General features: G+C 73.2%; 12 protein-coding genes. 4 read left to right on the forward strand and 8 right to left on the reverse strand.

The window, feature by feature from the left end:
* Nucleotides 1-128: 128 nt before the first annotated feature.
* The 3 genes from ACODT5_RS18385 to malX form a co-directional block, all read right to left on the reverse strand.
* Nucleotides 129-1,028, reverse strand: a complete 900-nt coding sequence (locus ACODT5_RS18385) for a SigB/SigF/SigG family RNA polymerase sigma factor (protein ID WP_422520386.1) — start codon at nt 1,026-1,028, stop codon at nt 129-131.
* Between the two features lie 371 nt (nt 1,029-1,399).
* Nucleotides 1,400-2,641, reverse strand: coding sequence for a MalY/PatB family protein (locus ACODT5_RS18390; RefSeq protein WP_422520387.1), 1,242 nt, complete (start codon nt 2,639-2,641; stop codon nt 1,400-1,402).
* 4 nt (nt 2,642-2,645) lie between these two features.
* A complete protein-coding gene (gene malX, locus ACODT5_RS18395; protein ID WP_422520388.1) occupies nt 2,646-4,241 on the reverse strand; it encodes a maltose/glucose-specific PTS transporter subunit IIBC in 1,596 nt (531 codons plus the stop codon).
* Between the two features lie 221 nt (nt 4,242-4,462).
* Between malX and ACODT5_RS18400 the strand changes: the two genes are divergently transcribed.
* The gene (locus ACODT5_RS18400) at nt 4,463-6,025 is read left to right on the forward strand and encodes a S8 family peptidase (protein ID WP_422520389.1); all 1,563 of its coding nucleotides are present in this window, start codon (nt 4,463-4,465) and stop codon (nt 6,023-6,025) included.
* Between the two features lie 67 nt (nt 6,026-6,092).
* Here the strand turns inward: ACODT5_RS18400 and ACODT5_RS18405 are convergent, their stop codons facing one another.
* Nucleotides 6,093-7,571 (reverse strand): cellulose binding domain-containing protein, encoded by a 1,479-nt coding sequence (locus ACODT5_RS18405; RefSeq protein WP_422520390.1) that lies wholly within the window; start codon nt 7,569-7,571, stop codon nt 6,093-6,095.
* A complete protein-coding gene (locus ACODT5_RS18410) occupies nt 7,568-9,166 on the reverse strand; it encodes a beta-N-acetylhexosaminidase (RefSeq protein WP_422524959.1) in 1,599 nt (532 codons plus the stop codon). Before ACODT5_RS18410 ends, ACODT5_RS18405 begins: the two co-directional genes overlap by 4 nt.
* Before the next feature lie 292 nt (nt 9,167-9,458).
* Here ACODT5_RS18410 and ACODT5_RS18415 point away from each other — a divergent pair, with 292 nt between their 5' ends.
* On the forward strand, nt 9,459-10,304 hold the full coding sequence (locus tag ACODT5_RS18415; protein ID WP_422520391.1) for a GntR family transcriptional regulator: 846 nt from the start codon (nt 9,459-9,461) through the stop codon (nt 10,302-10,304).
* A 63-nt stretch (nt 10,305-10,367) separates the two neighbouring features.
* On the opposite strand, the gene ACODT5_RS18420 is transcribed toward ACODT5_RS18415, so the two are convergent.
* The 3 genes from ACODT5_RS18420 to ACODT5_RS18430 all read right to left on the reverse strand — a co-directional run bounded on the left by ACODT5_RS18420 (nt 10,368) and on the right by ACODT5_RS18430 (nt 14,723).
* Nucleotides 10,368-11,600 (reverse strand): M12 family metallo-peptidase, encoded by a 1,233-nt coding sequence (locus tag ACODT5_RS18420; RefSeq protein ID WP_422520392.1) that lies wholly within the window; start codon nt 11,598-11,600, stop codon nt 10,368-10,370.
* 470 nt (nt 11,601-12,070) lie between these two features.
* A complete protein-coding gene (locus ACODT5_RS18425) occupies nt 12,071-12,922 on the reverse strand; it encodes a winged helix-turn-helix domain-containing protein (RefSeq protein ID WP_422520393.1) in 852 nt (283 codons plus the stop codon).
* A gap of 124 nt (nt 12,923-13,046) precedes the next feature.
* Nucleotides 13,047-14,723 (reverse strand): IucA/IucC family protein, encoded by a 1,677-nt coding sequence (locus ACODT5_RS18430; RefSeq protein WP_422520394.1) that lies wholly within the window; start codon nt 14,721-14,723, stop codon nt 13,047-13,049.
* 119 nt (nt 14,724-14,842) lie between these two features.
* On the opposite strand from ACODT5_RS18430, the gene ACODT5_RS18435 reads away from it, so the two are divergent.
* The gene (locus ACODT5_RS18435) at nt 14,843-16,498 is read left to right on the forward strand and encodes an IucA/IucC family protein (RefSeq protein WP_422520395.1); all 1,656 of its coding nucleotides are present in this window, start codon (nt 14,843-14,845) and stop codon (nt 16,496-16,498) included.
* 57 nt (nt 16,499-16,555) lie between these two features.
* Nucleotides 16,556-17,212, forward strand: a complete 657-nt coding sequence (locus ACODT5_RS18440) for a class I SAM-dependent DNA methyltransferase (protein ID WP_422520396.1) — start codon at nt 16,556-16,558, stop codon at nt 17,210-17,212.
* The last annotated feature ends 99 nt before the right edge of the window (nt 17,213-17,311 follow it).

Here is a 17,311-nt window from a genome sequence, read left to right on the forward strand (position 1 = left end):
GAGCCGTGGAGCGCGACGGGATCCGCCCGTCACCCGTGCCCGGCCGCTGTCGGCCGGCGGACGGGTCCGCTCCAGCAGCGCTCATGCCCCTGCTTAACCTCTGCAAACGGTTAAGTGAGTCATGTCACTTACGCTGCGTCGCCGTCCTTGTACGCGGCTGCGCCCTCGCAACCGGATTCCGCTTGCTGCGGGGACCCGGCTGCCGACAGCTCCGGGTCGGTGAGCATCGAGGCCCGCAGATGGGCGAGCACCCGGGTCAGGAGCCGCGAGACCTGCATCTGCGAGATGCCGAGGGCGGCGCCGATCTGGGCCTGGGTGAGCTCCTCGCCGAAGCGCATCGCCAGCATGCGGCGCTCGCGGTCGCTGAGGCGTTCCAGCAGCGGCGCCAGGGTCTGGATGTCCTCGACGCGCTCCAGCGCGGGCTCCTCGGCCCCCATGGTCTCCGCGAGGCTGTGGCCCTCGGTGCGGCCGTCGGCGTGTTCGGAGCCCGGGGCGTCGAGGGAGCCGCTGGTGTGGCCGTTGGCGGCGACGAGTCCCTCGATGACCTCTTCGTCGGTGAGCGAGAGGTGTGCGGCGAGGTCGGCGACCGTCGGCGGCCGGTCGAGGAGCGCGGTCAGCTCCTCCTTCGCCTTGGCCAGGTCGATGCGCAGTTCCTGGAGCCGGCGCGGGACGCGTACGGCCCAACTGGTGTCGCGGAAGTGCCGCTTGATCTCGCCGGTGATGTACGGCATGGCGAGGGAGGCCAACTCCACTTCGCGGGCCGGGTCGAACCGGTCGATGGCCTTGATCAGGCCTATGGTGCCGACCTGGAGGAGGTCCTCGAGATCGCCTCCTTCGCCACGGCCGCGGAAGGGGCGCATGGCGAACCGAACGAGCGAGATGTTCATCTCGATGAGGGTCTCGCGGACGTACCGGTACTCGGGGGTGCCCTCGTCCAGCTCGTGGAGCCGGCGGAAGAAGAGCCGCGTCAGCTCGCGCGCGTCCGCCGGGGCCACCTCGCGGGGCTCCGCGATCCGGGGTGGCAGCACGGTGGCGGACTCTCTGCCGTCGCCGGGGCTCGGGGCTCTGCCGGCACCGGGACCGGTGCCGGGGCCGACTGGCCGGCCGGCGCAGGGGCCGGTGCGGGGGCCGGGAACGGCACCGGGAAGGGAGCCGGTCCGGGGGCCGGGAAGGGGGCCGGCGGTATGGGAGAACGGGGTGGGCATCGGCACGGGGTCGCTCCTTGGGCTGGTCGGCTTGCGGCGCATGACCTTGATGGGCATACACCCTAGCCGGTTCCGGATCCGTTCCCCAGTTCCCTTCCTCCTAGATCAACCGGCCGGAGCCCGGCCGCATTTACGGCAGGGCTCCGTTCCGGTCGCACATCGGCCGTCCGGCCGTTGTTCCCTCGGCCGTCCGGTCAATTCCCTTCGGCGGCGGGCCCGGTGGCCTTGGCGGCGCAGGCCCCCGAGGCCGCTGCGGAGGCGGCTCCCGAGGTGGTGCGGAGCGCCCGGATCAGGGCCTCGACGCCGGCCTCGGCCTTGGAGCGCGGGCAGCCCACGTTGAGGCGCACGAAGCCCGCGCCTTCGGGCCCGTAGGCGGTTCCGGGCATGATCGCCACCTTCTCGGTATGAATCAGCTCACGTTGGAGCGCCTCGTCGGGAACTCCGAGGGGCCGGAGATCGATCCAGGCGAGGTAGCCGGCCTTCGGCGGATGCCAGTCGAGCCCGGGAAAGGCCTCGGCCAGGCGGTCGCCGACCATGCGCAGGTTGTCCCGGACGTAGGTGTTGAGCGCGTCGAGCCAGGGCCCTCCCTCGCGGTAGGCGGCGATGTGTCCCGCGACGGAGAGGACGGCCGGGGAGGACAGTCCGTCGGCGTCCTTGAGGAGGGTGAGGTAGCGCTCGCAGGACTCCGTGTCACCGAAGATGCCGTAACTGCCTGTCAGTGCCGGGATGTTGAAGGACTTCGAGGCGGAGGTCACGATGGCCCAGCGGCTGCCGGGGCGGCCGTGCAGCGCCCAGGGGCGGTGCGGGGTGTGTGCGAGGTCGGAGTGGATCTCGTCGCTGATCACCGCGACCCCGTGCCGCTCGCACAGCTCCGCCATCCGCTCCAGCTCGGCCCCGCTCCACACGTGGCCCGTCGGATTGTGCGGGGAGCAGAGCAGCAGCACGGTGCTGTCGGTGCGGGCCAACTCCCGTTCCAGGGCGTCCCAGTCGTGGAGGGGGACCCCGCGCACGTCCCGGTCGCGGGCGGCGAGGAGGCGGGGGAAGGCGTCGTAGGCCGGGGTGTGGACCACGACCCCGTCGCCGGGTGCGGACCAGAGGTCCAGGATCCGGCCGACCTGGTAGAGCACGGCGGGGGCGTAGGCGATGCGGTCCTGCTCGACGGGGGTGTCGTAGCGGGTGGCGTACCAGTGCCGGACGGCGGAGAGGAAGTCCTCGTGGCGCCAGCGGGAGTAGCCGAGGACCCCGTGCTCCAGGCGGCCGCGCAGGGCGGCGAGGACCTCGGGGGCGGACTCGAAGTCCATGTCGGAGATCGTGAAGGGGAGCAGGCCGGCGGCGCCGAAGCGGTCCTCGACGTAGTCCCACTGGGTGCACCAGGTGCCGTGCCGGTCGACCGGCGCGTCGAAGTCGTAGGTGCCGGCGTCATGGGTGGGGGTCATGGGTTCAGCCGACCGGGGTGAGCTTGGCGATGGCGTCCTTCACGGACTGGACCTGGGGGCCGATGATGACCTGCACGTTGTGGTCGTCGAGCCGGACCACGGCGATGGCTCCGAGCTTCTTCAGCCGGGCGTCGTCCAGCAGGGCGGCGTCCCCGACGGTCATCCTCAGGCGGGTGATGCAGTTGTCGAGGGCGTGGATGTTGGCCGGGCCGCCGAGGGCTTCGAGGATGGCGACCGGGTCGTACTTGCCTGCGACCAGCTCCGCCTTGGGGGCGTCGGCGTCGACGGCGTCGTCCGCCGCGGCGGGTCCGGTGGGCTCGTCGTCGCGTCCGGGGGTCTTCAGGTCGAACTTGGTGATCGCCCAGCGGAAGAGGAAGTAGTAGACGGCGAACCAGATCGCTGCGATCACCGGGACCAGGTACCACTTGGTGGTCGTGCCCTGGAGGACTCCGAAGACCAGCAGGTCGATGATGTTGCCGTCGGTGTTGCCGATGTACACGCCGAGGACGGCGGAGACCAGGAAGCCGAGGCCCACCAGGACCGCGTGGATCAGGTACAGCCACGGGGCGATGAAGAGGAAGAGGAATTCGAGGGGCTCGGTGACCCCGCCCACCACACAGGCCACGACACCGGAGATGAGCAGCGCCTTGATCTCCGGGCGCATCGTCCGCTTCGCGCAGTGGTACATGGCCAGCGCGGCGCCCGGCAGACCACCGAGGTACGCGGCCATCTTGCCCTGGGACAGGAACTGGGTCGCGGTGTGCGCGGCGCCGGAGGGGGTGGGGCAGGACAGCTGCGCGTAGAAGAGGTTCAGGGCGCCGCTGACGTTCTCCCCGCAGACGACCCCGGCGCCGCCGGCGTCGGTGAAGCGGAAGAGGGCGACCAGGATGTGGTGCAGGCCGATCGGGCGGAGCAGTACCTCGCCCATGCCGAAGAAGAAGGGGCCGAAGACCCCGGCGTGCGCGATGCCCGTGCCGACGGAGGCGATCCAGCTGCCGAGGGTGGGCCAGACGAGCGGGACGAGGAGTCCGACGATGCTCATGGCCAGGGCGGAGACGATCGGGACGAAGCGCAGGCCGCCGAAGAAGGCGAGTGCGTCGGGCATCTGCTTGGTGCGGTAGCGCTTGTGCAGCAGGGCCACGATCACACCGACGGCGACCGCGCCGAGCAGGCCGGTGTCGATGGACTTCACGCCGAGCACGTCGGCGATGCCGTAGTGCGCGATCTCGCCCTTGTCCTCGAAGTCCACGCCGCGGGTGGTGAGGAAGAAGTTGACGGCGAGGTTCATGGAGGCGAAGCCGACGAAACCGGAGAAGGCGGCGACGCCCTTGTCCTCACGTGCCAGGCCCAGCGGAATCGCCATCGCGAAGAGGACGGGCAGGAACTTGAAGGCCACCAGTCCGGTGTTGGACATCCAGGTGAAGGCCAGCTGGAGGGGTTCGTTGTCCAGGAAGGAGAGGTTCTGCAGCACGGCCGGGCTGGAGAGCGAGGAGCCGACGCCGAGCATGATGCCGCAGAAGGCGAGGAGCGCCACGGGCAGCATGAAGGTCTTGCCCAGGCCCTGGAGGAATTCCCAGAGCGCTGCCTTCGTCTTCTTCATGGTGGATCTTTCGTCCGGATTCGGAGGGGGTCGCACATAAAGATTCCGTTCTGTAAACGGGTGGCGCTAAGAGGACAAGGACCCCAATCCCTAAGGCCTGATTCCTCCCGCGCGGGGCCCGCGGGGGCCCCTGCGGGCCCAGCACCGGCCCCGCGCGGGGCTCTTGTGCGGAGCTTGTGAAGGCAGCACTCTGAGCGGACGACTCAGGGGGGTCCGATTTCATGATCAAGCGATCACGCTTATTGCGGCGGTACGGAGCCGCGCTCGCACTCGCCTCGGCGCTCGCGCTCGGGGTGGACACCGGGGCCTCGGCCGCGGCCCCGCCGGAGGGGGTGGTCCTGTACGCCGGAGCTCCCGGAGCCGTCGGCGACAGCTACCTCGTCATGCTGGACCCGGCGCGCGCGGGTTCCCGTACGGACCGGGGCCGGGCCGTGGTCGAACGGTTCGGCGGCACGGTCGACCGGACGTACGACTCGGCGGTCAACGGCTTCTCCGTCCGGATGACGGAGCGCCAGGCCCGGCGGCTCGCGGCCGATCCGGCCGTGACCACGGTCGCGCAGAACCGGAAGCTGCGTCTGGACACCGTCCAGCCCGACCCGCCGTCCTGGGGCCTGGACCGGATCGGCCAGCGCAGGCTGCCGCTGAACGACTCCTTCACCTACCCCACTTCGGCCGGCACCGGCGTGACCGCGTACGTCATCGACACCGGGGTCAACATCGGCCACCAGGACTTCGGCGGGCGTGCCCGGTACGGCTACGACGCGATCGACGACGACTACGTGGCCGATGACCTGCACGGGCACGGCACGCACGTGGCCGGGACGGTCGCGGGCACCACCTTCGGAGTGGCCAAGAAGGCGAAGGTGGTGGCCGTCCGGGTCCTCGACTGGAACGGCGAGGGCACGACGGAGCAGGTGGTCGCCGGAATCGACTGGGTCACCCGCAAGGCCGTGAAGCCGGCCGTCGCGAACATGAGCCTGGGCGGGGACCCCGACGCCGTGCTGGACGCGGCCGTCCGGGGCTCCATCGCCTCCGGCATCACCTACGCGGTGGCCGCCGGCAACCAGTCCAAGGACGCCTCCACGCATTCACCGGCCCGGGTCTCCCAGGCGCTGACGGTCGGGGCGGTGACCACCCACGATGCGCGTTCCGGGTACTCCAACTTCGGTTCGCTGGTGGACCTGTTCGCCCCCGGCGACTCCATCACCTCGGCGGCCTACTGGAGTGACGACTGGAGCACCGTGATGTCGGGCACCTCGATGGCGGCCCCGCACGTGGCGGGCGCGGCGGCGGTCTACCTCTCCCTCAACCGCACCGCCACGCCGGCGCAGGTGGCGAGTTACCTGAAGACCAAGGCCACCACCGGGGCGGTACTCAACCGCGGTACGGGTTCCCCGGACCGCTCCCTCTACATGGGCAGCGCGCCGAACCGGGTGCTCGGCAAACGCTTCTCCAACACCAAGAACTACGCGGTCGGGGACCTGAAGACCATCAGGTCCCCGATCACGGTCAGCGAGGTGACGGGCCGCGCGCCCTCCAAGCTCGACGTGGAGGTGTACGTCAAGCACCCGGACTCCGGAACCCTGCGGATCGACCTGATCGCACCCGACGGGTCGGTGTACCCGATCAAGGACGAGTACACCGACTGGGGCGAGAGCGACCTCGTCGGGCTGTACACGGTCGACGCCTCCTCGGAGACGGCCGCCGGGGTGTGGCGACTGCGCGTGTTCGACGCCTTCGCCGGGCACACCGGATACCTGAACGCGTGGGCGCTGCGGTTCTGAACGGCCGACGGGTGGTGCGCCCCGGGGCAGCGGTCACCGGAGCGCACCACCCTCGTCCGGCCGCGGGTCAGCCGCCCGGGACCTCGTCCACGAAGGCCGTGCCCGCGGTGCGGTAGCCGCCGACCTTGGCCGCGACCTGGGCCGGGGTGAGGACCTGGTCCTTGACGTGCAGGACGTAGTCGACACTCTGGTCGTACGAGCGCGGGGTGGTGCTGGTCTGGCCGTTGAGGTCGATCAGCCACTGGTTGAAGTTGATCGACATGCCGCGCTCGGGCAGGTACTTGGCATCGTGCGTGCCGAAGAGCTGCCCGTCGACGTAGTACTTGATCGTGGAGTTGTCGATGGTCAGCACCAGGTCGTGCCAGCCGGCGTAGCTCTGCCTCGACTCGGTGTGCTGGTTGACGGCCACCCACGGGTCGGCCTGGTACGTCTCCCAGGACGTCGTGTACAGGATGTTGGCCGGCTCGCCCCAGCCGCCGTTGGGGAGGTACTCGAAGTCGTACTCCGAGTAGTCGTCGGCCATCGGGGCCTTGAGGTCGTTGATGGGGAAGAAGGTCTGCACGAGGCGGTCACCGTCGGGGCCGGACCTCGGGGCGTCGCTGAACTTGACGCGGGCGGCGTAGGTGCCGTTCTTGAACTTCATGGCCTGGGTGAGGATCTCGGTGTGCTTGGTGCTCGCGCCGGTGCCGGCCGTGGAGGTCTCCAGGTTCATGATGGAGTTGCCCGCCTCCAGCCCGAAGGTGACGTTCTCGGGGGCCCAGGTGGCACCCGGGACGCCGGGGCCGCCCGCGTTGGAGCGCACGCTCCAACCGTGCGCGGCGATCGCCGGGTCGGTGTGGGAGGCGTAGTTGAAGTCGTCGAAGAGCGTGGCTCCGGCCGGTCCCGGGTCGGTCGGGGTAGGGGTCGGGTCGGTCGGAGTCGGCGTCGGGTCGGGGACGTTGCCTCCGGGTGCGGTGCCCCACACGGTGCCGGTGCCCAGCTTGGCGGTCACCTTGTCCCAGTCGCCGTAGGCGGTGCGGGACGCGTCGAAGGAGTAGTCGTCGGACTGGCGCAGCGTCTGCCAGTCGGCGCGGTGGAAGCGCAGCTGCATGTCGCCGGTGTCGGCGCCCGGGGCGAGGCTGCCGGCGCCCGCTGTGAAGGTGATCTCCAGGTAGCGGTCGGCGGTGGCCGTCGGGGCGGCCATGGTGTGGAAGGTGCCGGTGATGTTGGCGCAGCCCTTGACGGCCCAGGAACAGGCGTACCGGTACTGGGTGCCGGCGCCGTCCGCCTTGAAGTAGTAGCGGAAGCTGACCTGGCTCAGGGCGACGGCGGCGGAGCCGTTGTTGACCACCTTGAACCAGGGCTCCGCCTGGTCGGCGGTGGCCCCGGTCGCGCTGGTGCGGTACTGGACCTTGACGGAGTCGGCCGCGGCGTTGGCGGGCAGGGCCGTCAGGGCGGCCGAGCCGAGGCCGGCGGTCAGGGCGATGGCCAGGGCCAGGGCCGTACGGCGCTTGCGGAGGGGGCTGCGGCTCGGGGTGTGGCTCGGGGCACGGGTCGGGGTGCTCATGCTGCGTTCCTCTCGGGGTGGGGGGAGGGAAGGGATCGGCCGCGCACGCCGAGGGCGGCGAGCCGGGTCTGGTGGTGGCCTTGGCGGCGCAGGAAGTCCGGCCAGTCGCGGTGCGCCGACCAGGCGGTGTCGGCCAGGGCGCACAGCCGCGGGAAGGCCAGGTACTCGAGCTCGGCCGGGGTGCGCGCGTACTCGGTCCACAGCTGCGCCTGGGTGCCGAGGACCCGGCGCGCGGCCTCGGGCTCCCAGTGCGCGGGGGCGGGGTCGTTGTCGTAGACGCCGCGCAGGTCGAGCACGCCGCCGTCCTGGCCGCGCGGTTCGCCGGGGTCGGCGGACTGCGGGTAGTCGAGGTAGGTGGAGCGGTAGGGGGTCATGATCACGTCGTGGCCGCGCAGGGCGGCGGCCCGCCCGTGCTCCGCGTCGAGCCAGGCCAGGGCCGTGAAGGAGGCGGGCAGTTCGGTGCCGGTCCCGGTCCAGCCGAGCGGGCGGCGGCCGAGCCGGGCCAGGTGCGCCGCGACCTCGCCGAGGAACCAGCCGTGGAGCGCGCCGGGGCCGGGCAGGCCTTCGGCGGCGACCCGGGCGCGGGCGGCCGGGGAGCGTTCCCATTCCACCCGGGGGCATTCGTCCCCGCCGAGGTGGACGTAGGGCCCGGGGAACACGTCCGCGACCTCGTCGAGCACGCCCCGGCAGAAGTCGAGCACGGCGTCGTGGACCCCGAAGGCGTTCTCGCAGACCCCCCAGCGGGTCCAGGTGTCCAGCCGGACGCCGGGCCGGTTGCCGAGTTCGGGGTAGGCGGCGAGGGCGGCGCGGGCGTGGCCGGGCATCTCGATCTCGGGTACGACGCTCACCCCGCGCCGGGCCGCGTAGGCGACGAGCCCGGCGAGCTCCGCGCGGGTGTAGGCGCCCTCGTGCGGGATCCCGTCGCCCGCGGTCCCGGCGCGCCGGCCGCCGATCTCGGTGAGCCGGGGGTAGGCCTCGACCGGCATCCGCCAGCCCTGGTCGTCGGTGAGGTGGAGGTGCAGGACGTTGAGCTTGTGCAGGGCGAGCAGGTCCACGAAGCGGCGTACGTAGGCCACGGGCTGGAAGTGGCGGGCCACGTCCAGCAGGGCTCCCCGCCAGGCGAACCGCGGCCGGTCGGTGATCCGTACGCAGGGCATCCACCAGCCGGCGGCGGGCGTACGGGGCTGCGCGCCCCCGGCGGCCGGTGCCCCGGCGGCCAGCGCCTCGGGCGGCAGCAGCTGGCGCAGGGTCTGCACCCCGCGGAGCAGCCCCTCGGGGAGGGCGGCGCGCAGCAGGACGGAGTCGGGGCGGACGGTGAGGGCGTACCCCTCGGGGCCGAGGGGCTCCTCGCCGGGGGCCGTGTCCCCGGGGGTCAGGAGGAAGGCGATCCGCCCGTCGGGGTCCGGGGCCAGCGGCAACCCGGTGGCGGGGGCGAGCAGTTCGCGCAGCAGGTCGGCCGCCGCCTCGGCGCCGGGTCCGGCGCGCAGTCCGGTGCGGTGGTCCAGGGTGAAGCGGCCGGGCAGGGCGGTGACCGAGTCGGGGCGCGGGACGAGCGCGAGGTCGGGGCGGAGGGAAGCGGCGGCCGCACCGGCCACGGCATCGGTCGCGGAGGCGGTCGCGGGGTCGGTCACGGCGTCGGTCAGGGCGTCGGTCACGGTCTCGGGGATTCCTCACCTGGCTGTTCCGTCAACTCACCGGGGCGAGACGGGGAGTTGACCAACTGACCAATTGGTTAGCTGAGTGGCTAGAAGGTGACACGGCCCGAGTGCGCCGTCAACCCCGTACGGCTCGAATGATTTCGACGGACCCCTCGCCCACCCACCTCCCCGAGTGGTTAGATGCACATGACCAGTTGGACAGGTGAGCAGAGAGAAATGGGGGCGGGCCATGACGAAGGACGCAACCGACCCGTCAGGATCCGTACTCAAGCGCGAACGGGTCCGCGAGCACCTGCTGGGGCTCATAGACATCCGGCGGCCCGGCGACGCGATCCCCTCCGAACGCACCCTGTGCGCCACCCTGGAGGTCTCCCGTCCCACCCTGCGCGCGGCCGTGGACGAGCTCGTGGCCACGGGACTGCTCGTGCGCGAGCACGGGCGCGGGATGTTCGTCGCCCCCGCCAAGATCACCCAGGAACTGGCCGCCGACGAGGCGGCCTTCGCGATGCGGCAGGCGTCCGGCCACTGGTCCAGCCGGATCCTGGAGTACTCCACCGTTCAGGCGGGCGCCCGGATCGGCCGCCGCCTGCGCATCTCCCCCGGTGCGAGCCTGCTCTACATCGCCCGGCTGCGCCTGGTGGACGGGGCCCCGATGGCCATCGAGCACCTGCACATCCCGGCCGATCTGGTACCGGCCCTGACCCCGGCGGAGCTGGAGGCCGGGGACCTCTACGAGCACCTGCGCGACCACCACGGCGTGTACGTGCACGAGGCGCAGCAGTCCATCGAGCCGACGGTGGTGAACGAGGGGGAGGCGGGGCTGCTGGACGTCCCGCTGCTCTCCCCCGCCCTGCTCATCGAGCGGCTCACCACCGACTCCACCGGCCGGCCCGTGGAGTACGTGCACTCCGTGTACCGGGGCGACCGCTACCGGATCGTCTCGCGCCTCGCCCTCGGGGTGTCCCCGGGAGCCGGCCGGCCGGGCGGCCACCACCCGGGGATCCCGCCGGGCGACCTCGGCCGCCGGGCGGTCATCACCTCCACCACCACCGGGGACGTCCACACCAGCACGTGACCGCACCGAACGCACCGACCGGCCCGAACACCCCCAACGCCCCGAACGGCCCGAACGGCCCGGTCAGACGCGGACGAAGACCGCCTTGAGGTCGTGGGCCCCGTCCATCGTGACGTTGACCTGGTTCGCGGTGATCGCGTACCGCTGCCCGTCCAGCTCCCACGCGGCGATCCGGTAGCCCCGCGGCGGGGTGGCGGTCACCTTGATCGAGGTCCCCGGCCGGTACGGGCCCCAGGTGTCGGGGCGCAGCCCCTCGCCCAGGGTCAGGGCGTAGCGCAGGCGGAGTTCGGCGGGGGCGCGGTAGCCGGCGATGACCGGGGTGGTGATCCGGGCGACGGCCGCGTTGTTGTTGTAGGCGTCGCCGAGGGGCTGGCCGTCCCAGGTGTTCTCGGTGTTCGAGTACTGGTTGACGGCCGTGCAGGGTCCGCCGCAGGCCGAGGAGTACGCCATCAGCGTGTGGAAGCGGCGGTCGGGCGTGATGTAGCCGGTGCTGTAGGGGGTCGTCAGGTAGGGGCGGTAGTCGGCGCCGCCCGCCTGCTCGTCCAGCGTGGTGCGGTCGTGCCACAGGCCGAGGTTGTGACCCACCTCGTGGCCGAAGTTGTACCAGAGCGCCACGGTCCGGTAGTCGACCACCGAGTACGCCTGGTCGTCGGTCTTCTCGCTCGGCGGCTGCGGGAGGTTGCCCTGCCCGCTGCTCGTGCCGTTCGGGACCTCGATCATCAGGGAGACCAGGTCGGCGCCGTACTTCTCGCGCAGGGCGGCGGCCGGGGCGCCCAGGCGGGGCTCCCTGGGGTTGGAGAGCAGGCCGTGGACGACCGGCGCGGTCTCCTGGTCCGCCGGGGCGTAGTAGTTGGCCTTGTAGGTGGCCACGATGTCCACGCTCGCCTTGATGTTGCTGTCGGCGAAGGCGTGGTTGATGCTCGTCTCGGCGAAGGCGATCCGCGCGAGCATCGCCTCCTCCCCGCCCATGCCCCATTCGGCGCGCGGGGTGTAGCCGACCACCATGTCGATGACGACCGGCGCGGCGGACGCGGCGCGGGTCATCAGCTGCCGGCGCGCCTCCGCGATGACCGCGGGGTCGGGGTTCTCGTACTGCGGGTCCGCGTCGTCCTGCGGGGGCTTGACGTGGAGGTCGGGGTCCTCCTCGGTGATCAGCAGCCGGCCCGGTTCGTTGCGGGGCTGCGCGATGCGGTACGCCCTCTCGCCCAGGTCGAAGAGTGCGTCCACGCCCACGGTGTCCGGTGCGGCCCCGGGGTCGCAGACTCCGGTGGTCGACAGCACCACCCGGCGGTGCACCCCCGGATCCGACCGGGTGCCCGTCGACCTTGACGACCTCGCCGCTCCACTTGACGGCGCTCCCCGCCGGGTCCCGCTCGACGCCGGACTCCACCACCTCGAGGGAGGTGTCGGAGAACGGCCTGAAGGTGTGTCTGCGCGGGGTCCCGAAGGGCTGGTCCGTGCACAGCCAGCGGTAGTCGGCCAGGTCGAGGTCGATGGTGCGGCTGCGCAGGACGTGGCCGGGCGGCGGGGGCTCGGCCGCCGGTTGCGCGGGCGCGGCGGCCAGGGCGGACGGCAGGCCGAGGGCGGTGGCGGAGAGCGCGGCGAGCAGCCCGGTGGCCAGGCCGGTACGGGAGATGATCATGTGCGTACGAACGCACGTCCACACCGGCCCGGTCCACGCCGACACCCGCTCCCGCGACCGCGTCACCCGGCCACCCCGCCCCGCCTCACCCTGCCGGGTCCGGTACGGCCCGGGCCGGGACGGCCTACGTCACCCGGAAGCCGATGGCGGCCGGGGACCGGTCGAAGGTCAGCCGGTCCCAGCTGGGAAAGGCGAGATCGGTGACGGCGAGCAGCCGGCCGGCGGCGTCGTGCAGGGTGCGGCGTACGGAGAGCCCGCCCGGGGTCGCGGCCTGCGGCGAGTTGGTCCGGGTCATGGTGATGGTCTCGGCGACCCGGCCGGCCCGCGCGGCCCCTTCCAGCCAGTGGTGCAGGGGACCCAGGTCCTCGTCCCGGACGCCCGCCACCAGGCGGTCCCGGTAGCGGGCCAGTTCGGGGGTCCGGACGACGGTGCGGGGGCAGAGGTACGTCACCGCGTGCCGCCGGGTCTGGCCGGTCGGGCCGCTCTCGCGGTGGTGGTGGACCAGGGTCTGCTCACCGCCGCGCATGCCGAGCTGCTCGGCGAGCGCCGGAGCCAGGGTGACGAGGGTGAGCCAGGCCTGGGCGGGATCCCCGACGGGCGCCGGCGTCGGCGTGGGCGCAGCCCCGGCCGCCGGGGCCTGCGCGAGGGCCTGGGGCGGGGTCGGATCCGGAACCGGGGCCGGAACCGGGGCCGGGTGGCCGGCCGGGGACGCCGCCGGGGGCCGCCCCGCGGGGACCGGGAACGCCGGGCGGGTGCCGCGGCGGCCGGTGACGACGAGGCCGTCCTCCCTCAGGTGCTGGAGGGCGGCCCGGATGGTCTGCCGGTTGACCTCGTAGCGTGCGGCGAGGCTGCGCTCGGAGGGCAGCCGGGCGCCGGGAGTGAGTGCGGTGAGGTCGAGCTCGCGCCGCAACGCTGCGGCGATCCGCTGGTACTTGGGCATGGCGGCCGGGCCGCCGCCCCGCGAAGGGGAGGGCATGGCTTCTCCTCTGACGGGAGGTCAAGGACTGCGCGGTCTGCTCGACCAACGTAGCATTGGTCTATACCTGTCAGTGAGGGGGGATCCGGTATCCGGACCCTCTTGGCCGGAACCGCACGCTCCCTCAGGGCCGGAGCGGATTGGGAAGCGGCAGGTAGCGAGAGTCGGCGCCGTCGGCGCGGGTCCAGCGCAGCAGCAGGTTGGTCTTGGCCGGGAGACTCGGGGCGGCCAGCAGGGCGGCGATCTCGGGAAGGTCGTGGGCGGCGCCGAAGCGCCGGAACTCCGCACGGGCGGCGGGCCACAGCTCCCCGGCCGTCTGCGGGTGGCTCTGCGCGAGCGCGCCCGACACCTCGGTCAGGTGGTTGACCACCAGGCAGTACACGAGGCGCTGCCAGGCGGCCTCCCGGTCCAGGTCCGGGAGGAGCTTCACGCCCTCCGCGTCCCGGAAGAGGGCCTGCGCGGGCACGCCCCGGGCGTCGACGGCGACCAGGGTGTTCTGCAGGTGCGCTTCCAGGACCACGCCGTGCCGGGCGAAGAGGTGCAGCACGGGCGGCACGACCTGGCGCAGGTACGCCCGCCACCACCCGGCCGGGTCGGCGGTCGCCGCCAGCGGGCTGCCCGGGTACCCCTCCGCGAGCGCGGCCGCCAGCAGGGGCGTGACGCCGGGCTCCGCGTGCGCCGCCAGGCCGTCGCGGACCAGGACGGCGAGCTCCTCGAAGGCGAAGGAGGCCGTCCGGTACCCCCGGTCCGACAGCCAGGCGGCGCCCGACCCGGACCGGCGCAGTTCCGCGAAGCCCGCCTCGACCGCCGCGTCCGTACGGCGCAGCTTCAGCAGGTCGTGCCGCCACAGCCGGCGCACGTCGTTGGTGATCCGCACGTCGAGGCTGAACTTCATGAACAGATCGCCGGCGGCGGCCCCGGCGCCTGCGGCGTCCGAGGCGTCTGCCGCGTCCGAGGCATCTGCGCCACGGCCGGCGCCGGGGACGTACAGGGTCCGGATCGAGGCGGTCGGCCAGACCGGCACCCGCCCGGTTCCCAGCGCGAGCAGCCTCCCGTCCGCGAGGGCCTCGCGGACGGCGGGCCTGCCCGCGACCAGGTCGAGCTGCCAGGGGTGGGCGGGCAGCAGCCGGTAGCCGGCCGGCGCTCGCGGCCCGCCCAGCGCCTCCGCGAGCGAATCGACCGCGGCGGCCGCGGCCGGCCCGCCCTCCTCGGCCACCTGGTCCTCCCGCACCCCGAGGAAGGCCAGCGGGAAACGGGCGTACGCCTCGGGGGCGTACGGCAGCCAGCCGTTGGCCGGCCCGCCGCCCCGGGCCTTGGGGGCCGGGTGGTGGGGGTGCCCCATGACCAGCGACTGCTCGGACCGGACGTACGGATCCGCCGGCGGCGGCGTGGCGGCGCGGGCGGCCAGCAGCGCGGCGATGGTCTCGCGGCTGTCGGCGATCTCGACCGGGAGCTCGTCGTTGGACACCCCGGTGTACTGGCGCAGTTCGTCGGAGACGAGTTTGACCAGCTCGGTATGGGCGAGCGGATGCCACCCGGCCCCGGTCCCCAGCTCGGGCCGCTCGGGCCTGCGCCCCGCACGCACCCTCAGCAACCGCCCGCTGCCCGACAGCCGGTACGCGCACCAGCCGTCCTCCCCGGAACCTGCGGCCCTCCCCGTACCAGATGACCCCCCTGTCCCGGCGGCCCCGGCGAGCGGGACCGGTTCGGCGGCCTCCCGCAGGAGGCAGTTCAGGAGCGGGGTGGCCGCATAGGTGTCGGCGGCGGCGCTGTCGGTGGCGTTGAGGTCCACGGATTCCATTCGGTACGTCCAGAGCGCCGGAGGTGCGCGGGGGCGTACCACCGGCCGTGATCTTCAGTATCCGCGATGATGAAGTGATCATCACGTCATCCGAGAGGACCGGGGCCCTGGATCCCAGCATGCACCTCCCCGCCACCGCGGCCGAAGAGGCCGTCGCCGCCGAACTGGCCCGCCTGTCCGAAACCGGACACGCCGGAGAGGCGGGACCGGCCGCACCCGCCGGAACCGCCGGACCGGCCGGCACGCGCCCCGGCCGCCTCGGGTCCGCGTACGGCGCCGCGCTCCCCGGCGCGCGCGCCGCCGTACTGACCCGGCTGTGGCGGGCGTTCGCCTTCGAGCCGCTGCCGTGGATCACCCACCGGGAGCGGGGTTCCGGCTCGCTCGCGCTCCGGCTCGCCTCCGGCTCCCGGCTGGAGGGCCCGCTCCCCGACCCGTACGCGACGACCTTCTCGGCGGCCCGCGCGTCCGCACCGCCCGTGACCGAGCTGCTGCTCGACGGCCGCCCCTACCGGCGGGCCGCCCCGCTGGTGACGGCGCTCGGGCTGCCGTACGGGGAGGAGTTCGCCGCCGAGCTCGACGAGAGCACGGCCTCCCTCGCCCTGTCCCGCGCCGGCCAGCCGACCGGCCCCGATACCGCGGACCTCGCCGCCTGGGAGTGGGAGCAGCGGGTGGTGGACGGCCATCCGTACCACCCCAACTGCCGCTCCCGCCCCGGTTTCACGGTGGCCGAGCAGCTCGCGTACGGACCCGAGCACCGGCCGGTGGTCACCCTCGGGCTGGCCGTCGTACGGGACGCCGAGTGCCGGGTGACCGGCGAGTGGCCGGACCGGTGGCGGGAGGCCGGGCGGATCCTCGTACCGGTCCACCCCTGGCAGTCCGAGCACGTGGTGAAACAGGGGGGAGGGAAGGCGGACGCGTACGGCCATGAACACGGACACGGACACGAGCTGCGGCCCGGGCCCGCCGCGCACCCGTTGATGGCCCTGCGCACCCTGTCCCAAGCGGACGGCGGCCCGCACGTCAAGACCGCGCTCAGCACCCGCCTCACCTCCTCCGTGCGGGACATCTCCGTCTACTCCATCGAGACGGCCGCCGCGGTCTCCGCCTTCGCGCAGAGCCTGTCCGAACGGCTCGACGGCCGCCTGCACATCACCCGCACCCTGGGCGCCGTCACCGCCGGCACCCCGGACCTGGCCGCCGTGCTCCGCGAGGCGCCCGAGGCGTACGCGGACCGGGGCGCGGGCGAGCGCGTCCTGCCCGTGGCCGCCCTGGCGCTGACCCCGTACGCGCGCTCGGACGCCTGGCGGGCCGGTTTCGCGCGCCTCGCGCTGTCGGTGTGCCTGCGGGTCCTGGACCTCGGGGTGGCGCTGGAGGCCCACGGCCAGAACCTGCTGGTCGTACTGGCCGCCGACGGCGCACCGCTGCGGCTCGTGTACCGCGACCTCGCCGACATCCGGATCAGCCCGGCCCGTCTCGCCCGCCACGGCCTGCCGGCGCCACCGCTGTCGGGGAGGCTCATCACCGACGACGTGACCCTGCTGCGCCGCAAGCTCTTCGGATCGCTGGTGGCGGGGGCGCTCGGCTCCACGGCCGGTTCGGCTCCCGCGCTCGCGGCGGACCTGGCGGCGGCCGCGCCCGGCCTGCCCTCCACCGCCGACACCAGGGCGCTGCTGACGGGGCCGCTGCCGACCAAGGCGCTGACCCTGATGCGGCTGAGCCCGGGCGTGCCGGGCGATCAGTGGGCCGAGCTGGACAATCCGCTGACCGGGGGCTAGGCAAGATCCGAAAGAGACGGCCTAGTTCGGGGCTCCGGCGGGCTACTGTCCGGGGGCATGGCATCGACTTCGCGCTTGAACTCCGTCCGGTCGTCCTACGACACCGTCGCCGCCGACTACGCCGCGCTGCTGACCGGAAAGCTGGAGGGCAAACCGCTGGACCGGGCCATGCTGGCCGCCTTCGCGGAGTGCGTGCGCGGGGAGGGGCCCGGCCCCGGCCGGGCGGTCGCGGACCTGGGCTGCGGACCGGGCCGGGTGACGGCCCACCTCGACGGGCTGGGCGTACGGGCCTTCGGGGTCGACCTGTCCCCCGCGATGGTGGCGGTGGCCCGCCGGACGTATCCGGGGCTGCGGTTCGAGGTCGGCTCGATGGCCGCGCTGGACATCGCGGACGGGGTCCTCGGCGGGGTGCTGGCCTGGTACTCCACCGTCCACACCCCGCCCGCCGGGCTGCCCGCGCTGTTCGCCGAGTTCGCCCGGGTGCTGGCCCCGGGCGGGTACCTGCTGATCGCGTTCAAGGCGGGCGACCGGCAGCTCCGGCTGGACCACGCGTACGGGCATCCGGTCGACCTCGACGTGTACTGGACCCCGCCCGACCTGATCGGCGAACTGCTGGCCGGGGCGGGCCTGACCGAGACCGCCCGCCTGATCCGGGAGCCGGACGCCACGGAGAAGTCCCCGCAGGGCTTCCTCCTGGCCCGCCGCGCGAGCTGACCACGACCGGCGGCCCGGCCGCGCCGGACGGCGGCCCGGCTCGCCCCGGCGAGTCCGGACACTGGCCCGGCTCGTGACGCCGGCCGGGCCGGGACGGTG

This window comes from Streptomyces tatrensis, from assembly GCF_049310065.1.
Lineage (GTDB): Bacteria > Actinomycetota > Actinomycetes > Streptomycetales > Streptomycetaceae > Streptomyces.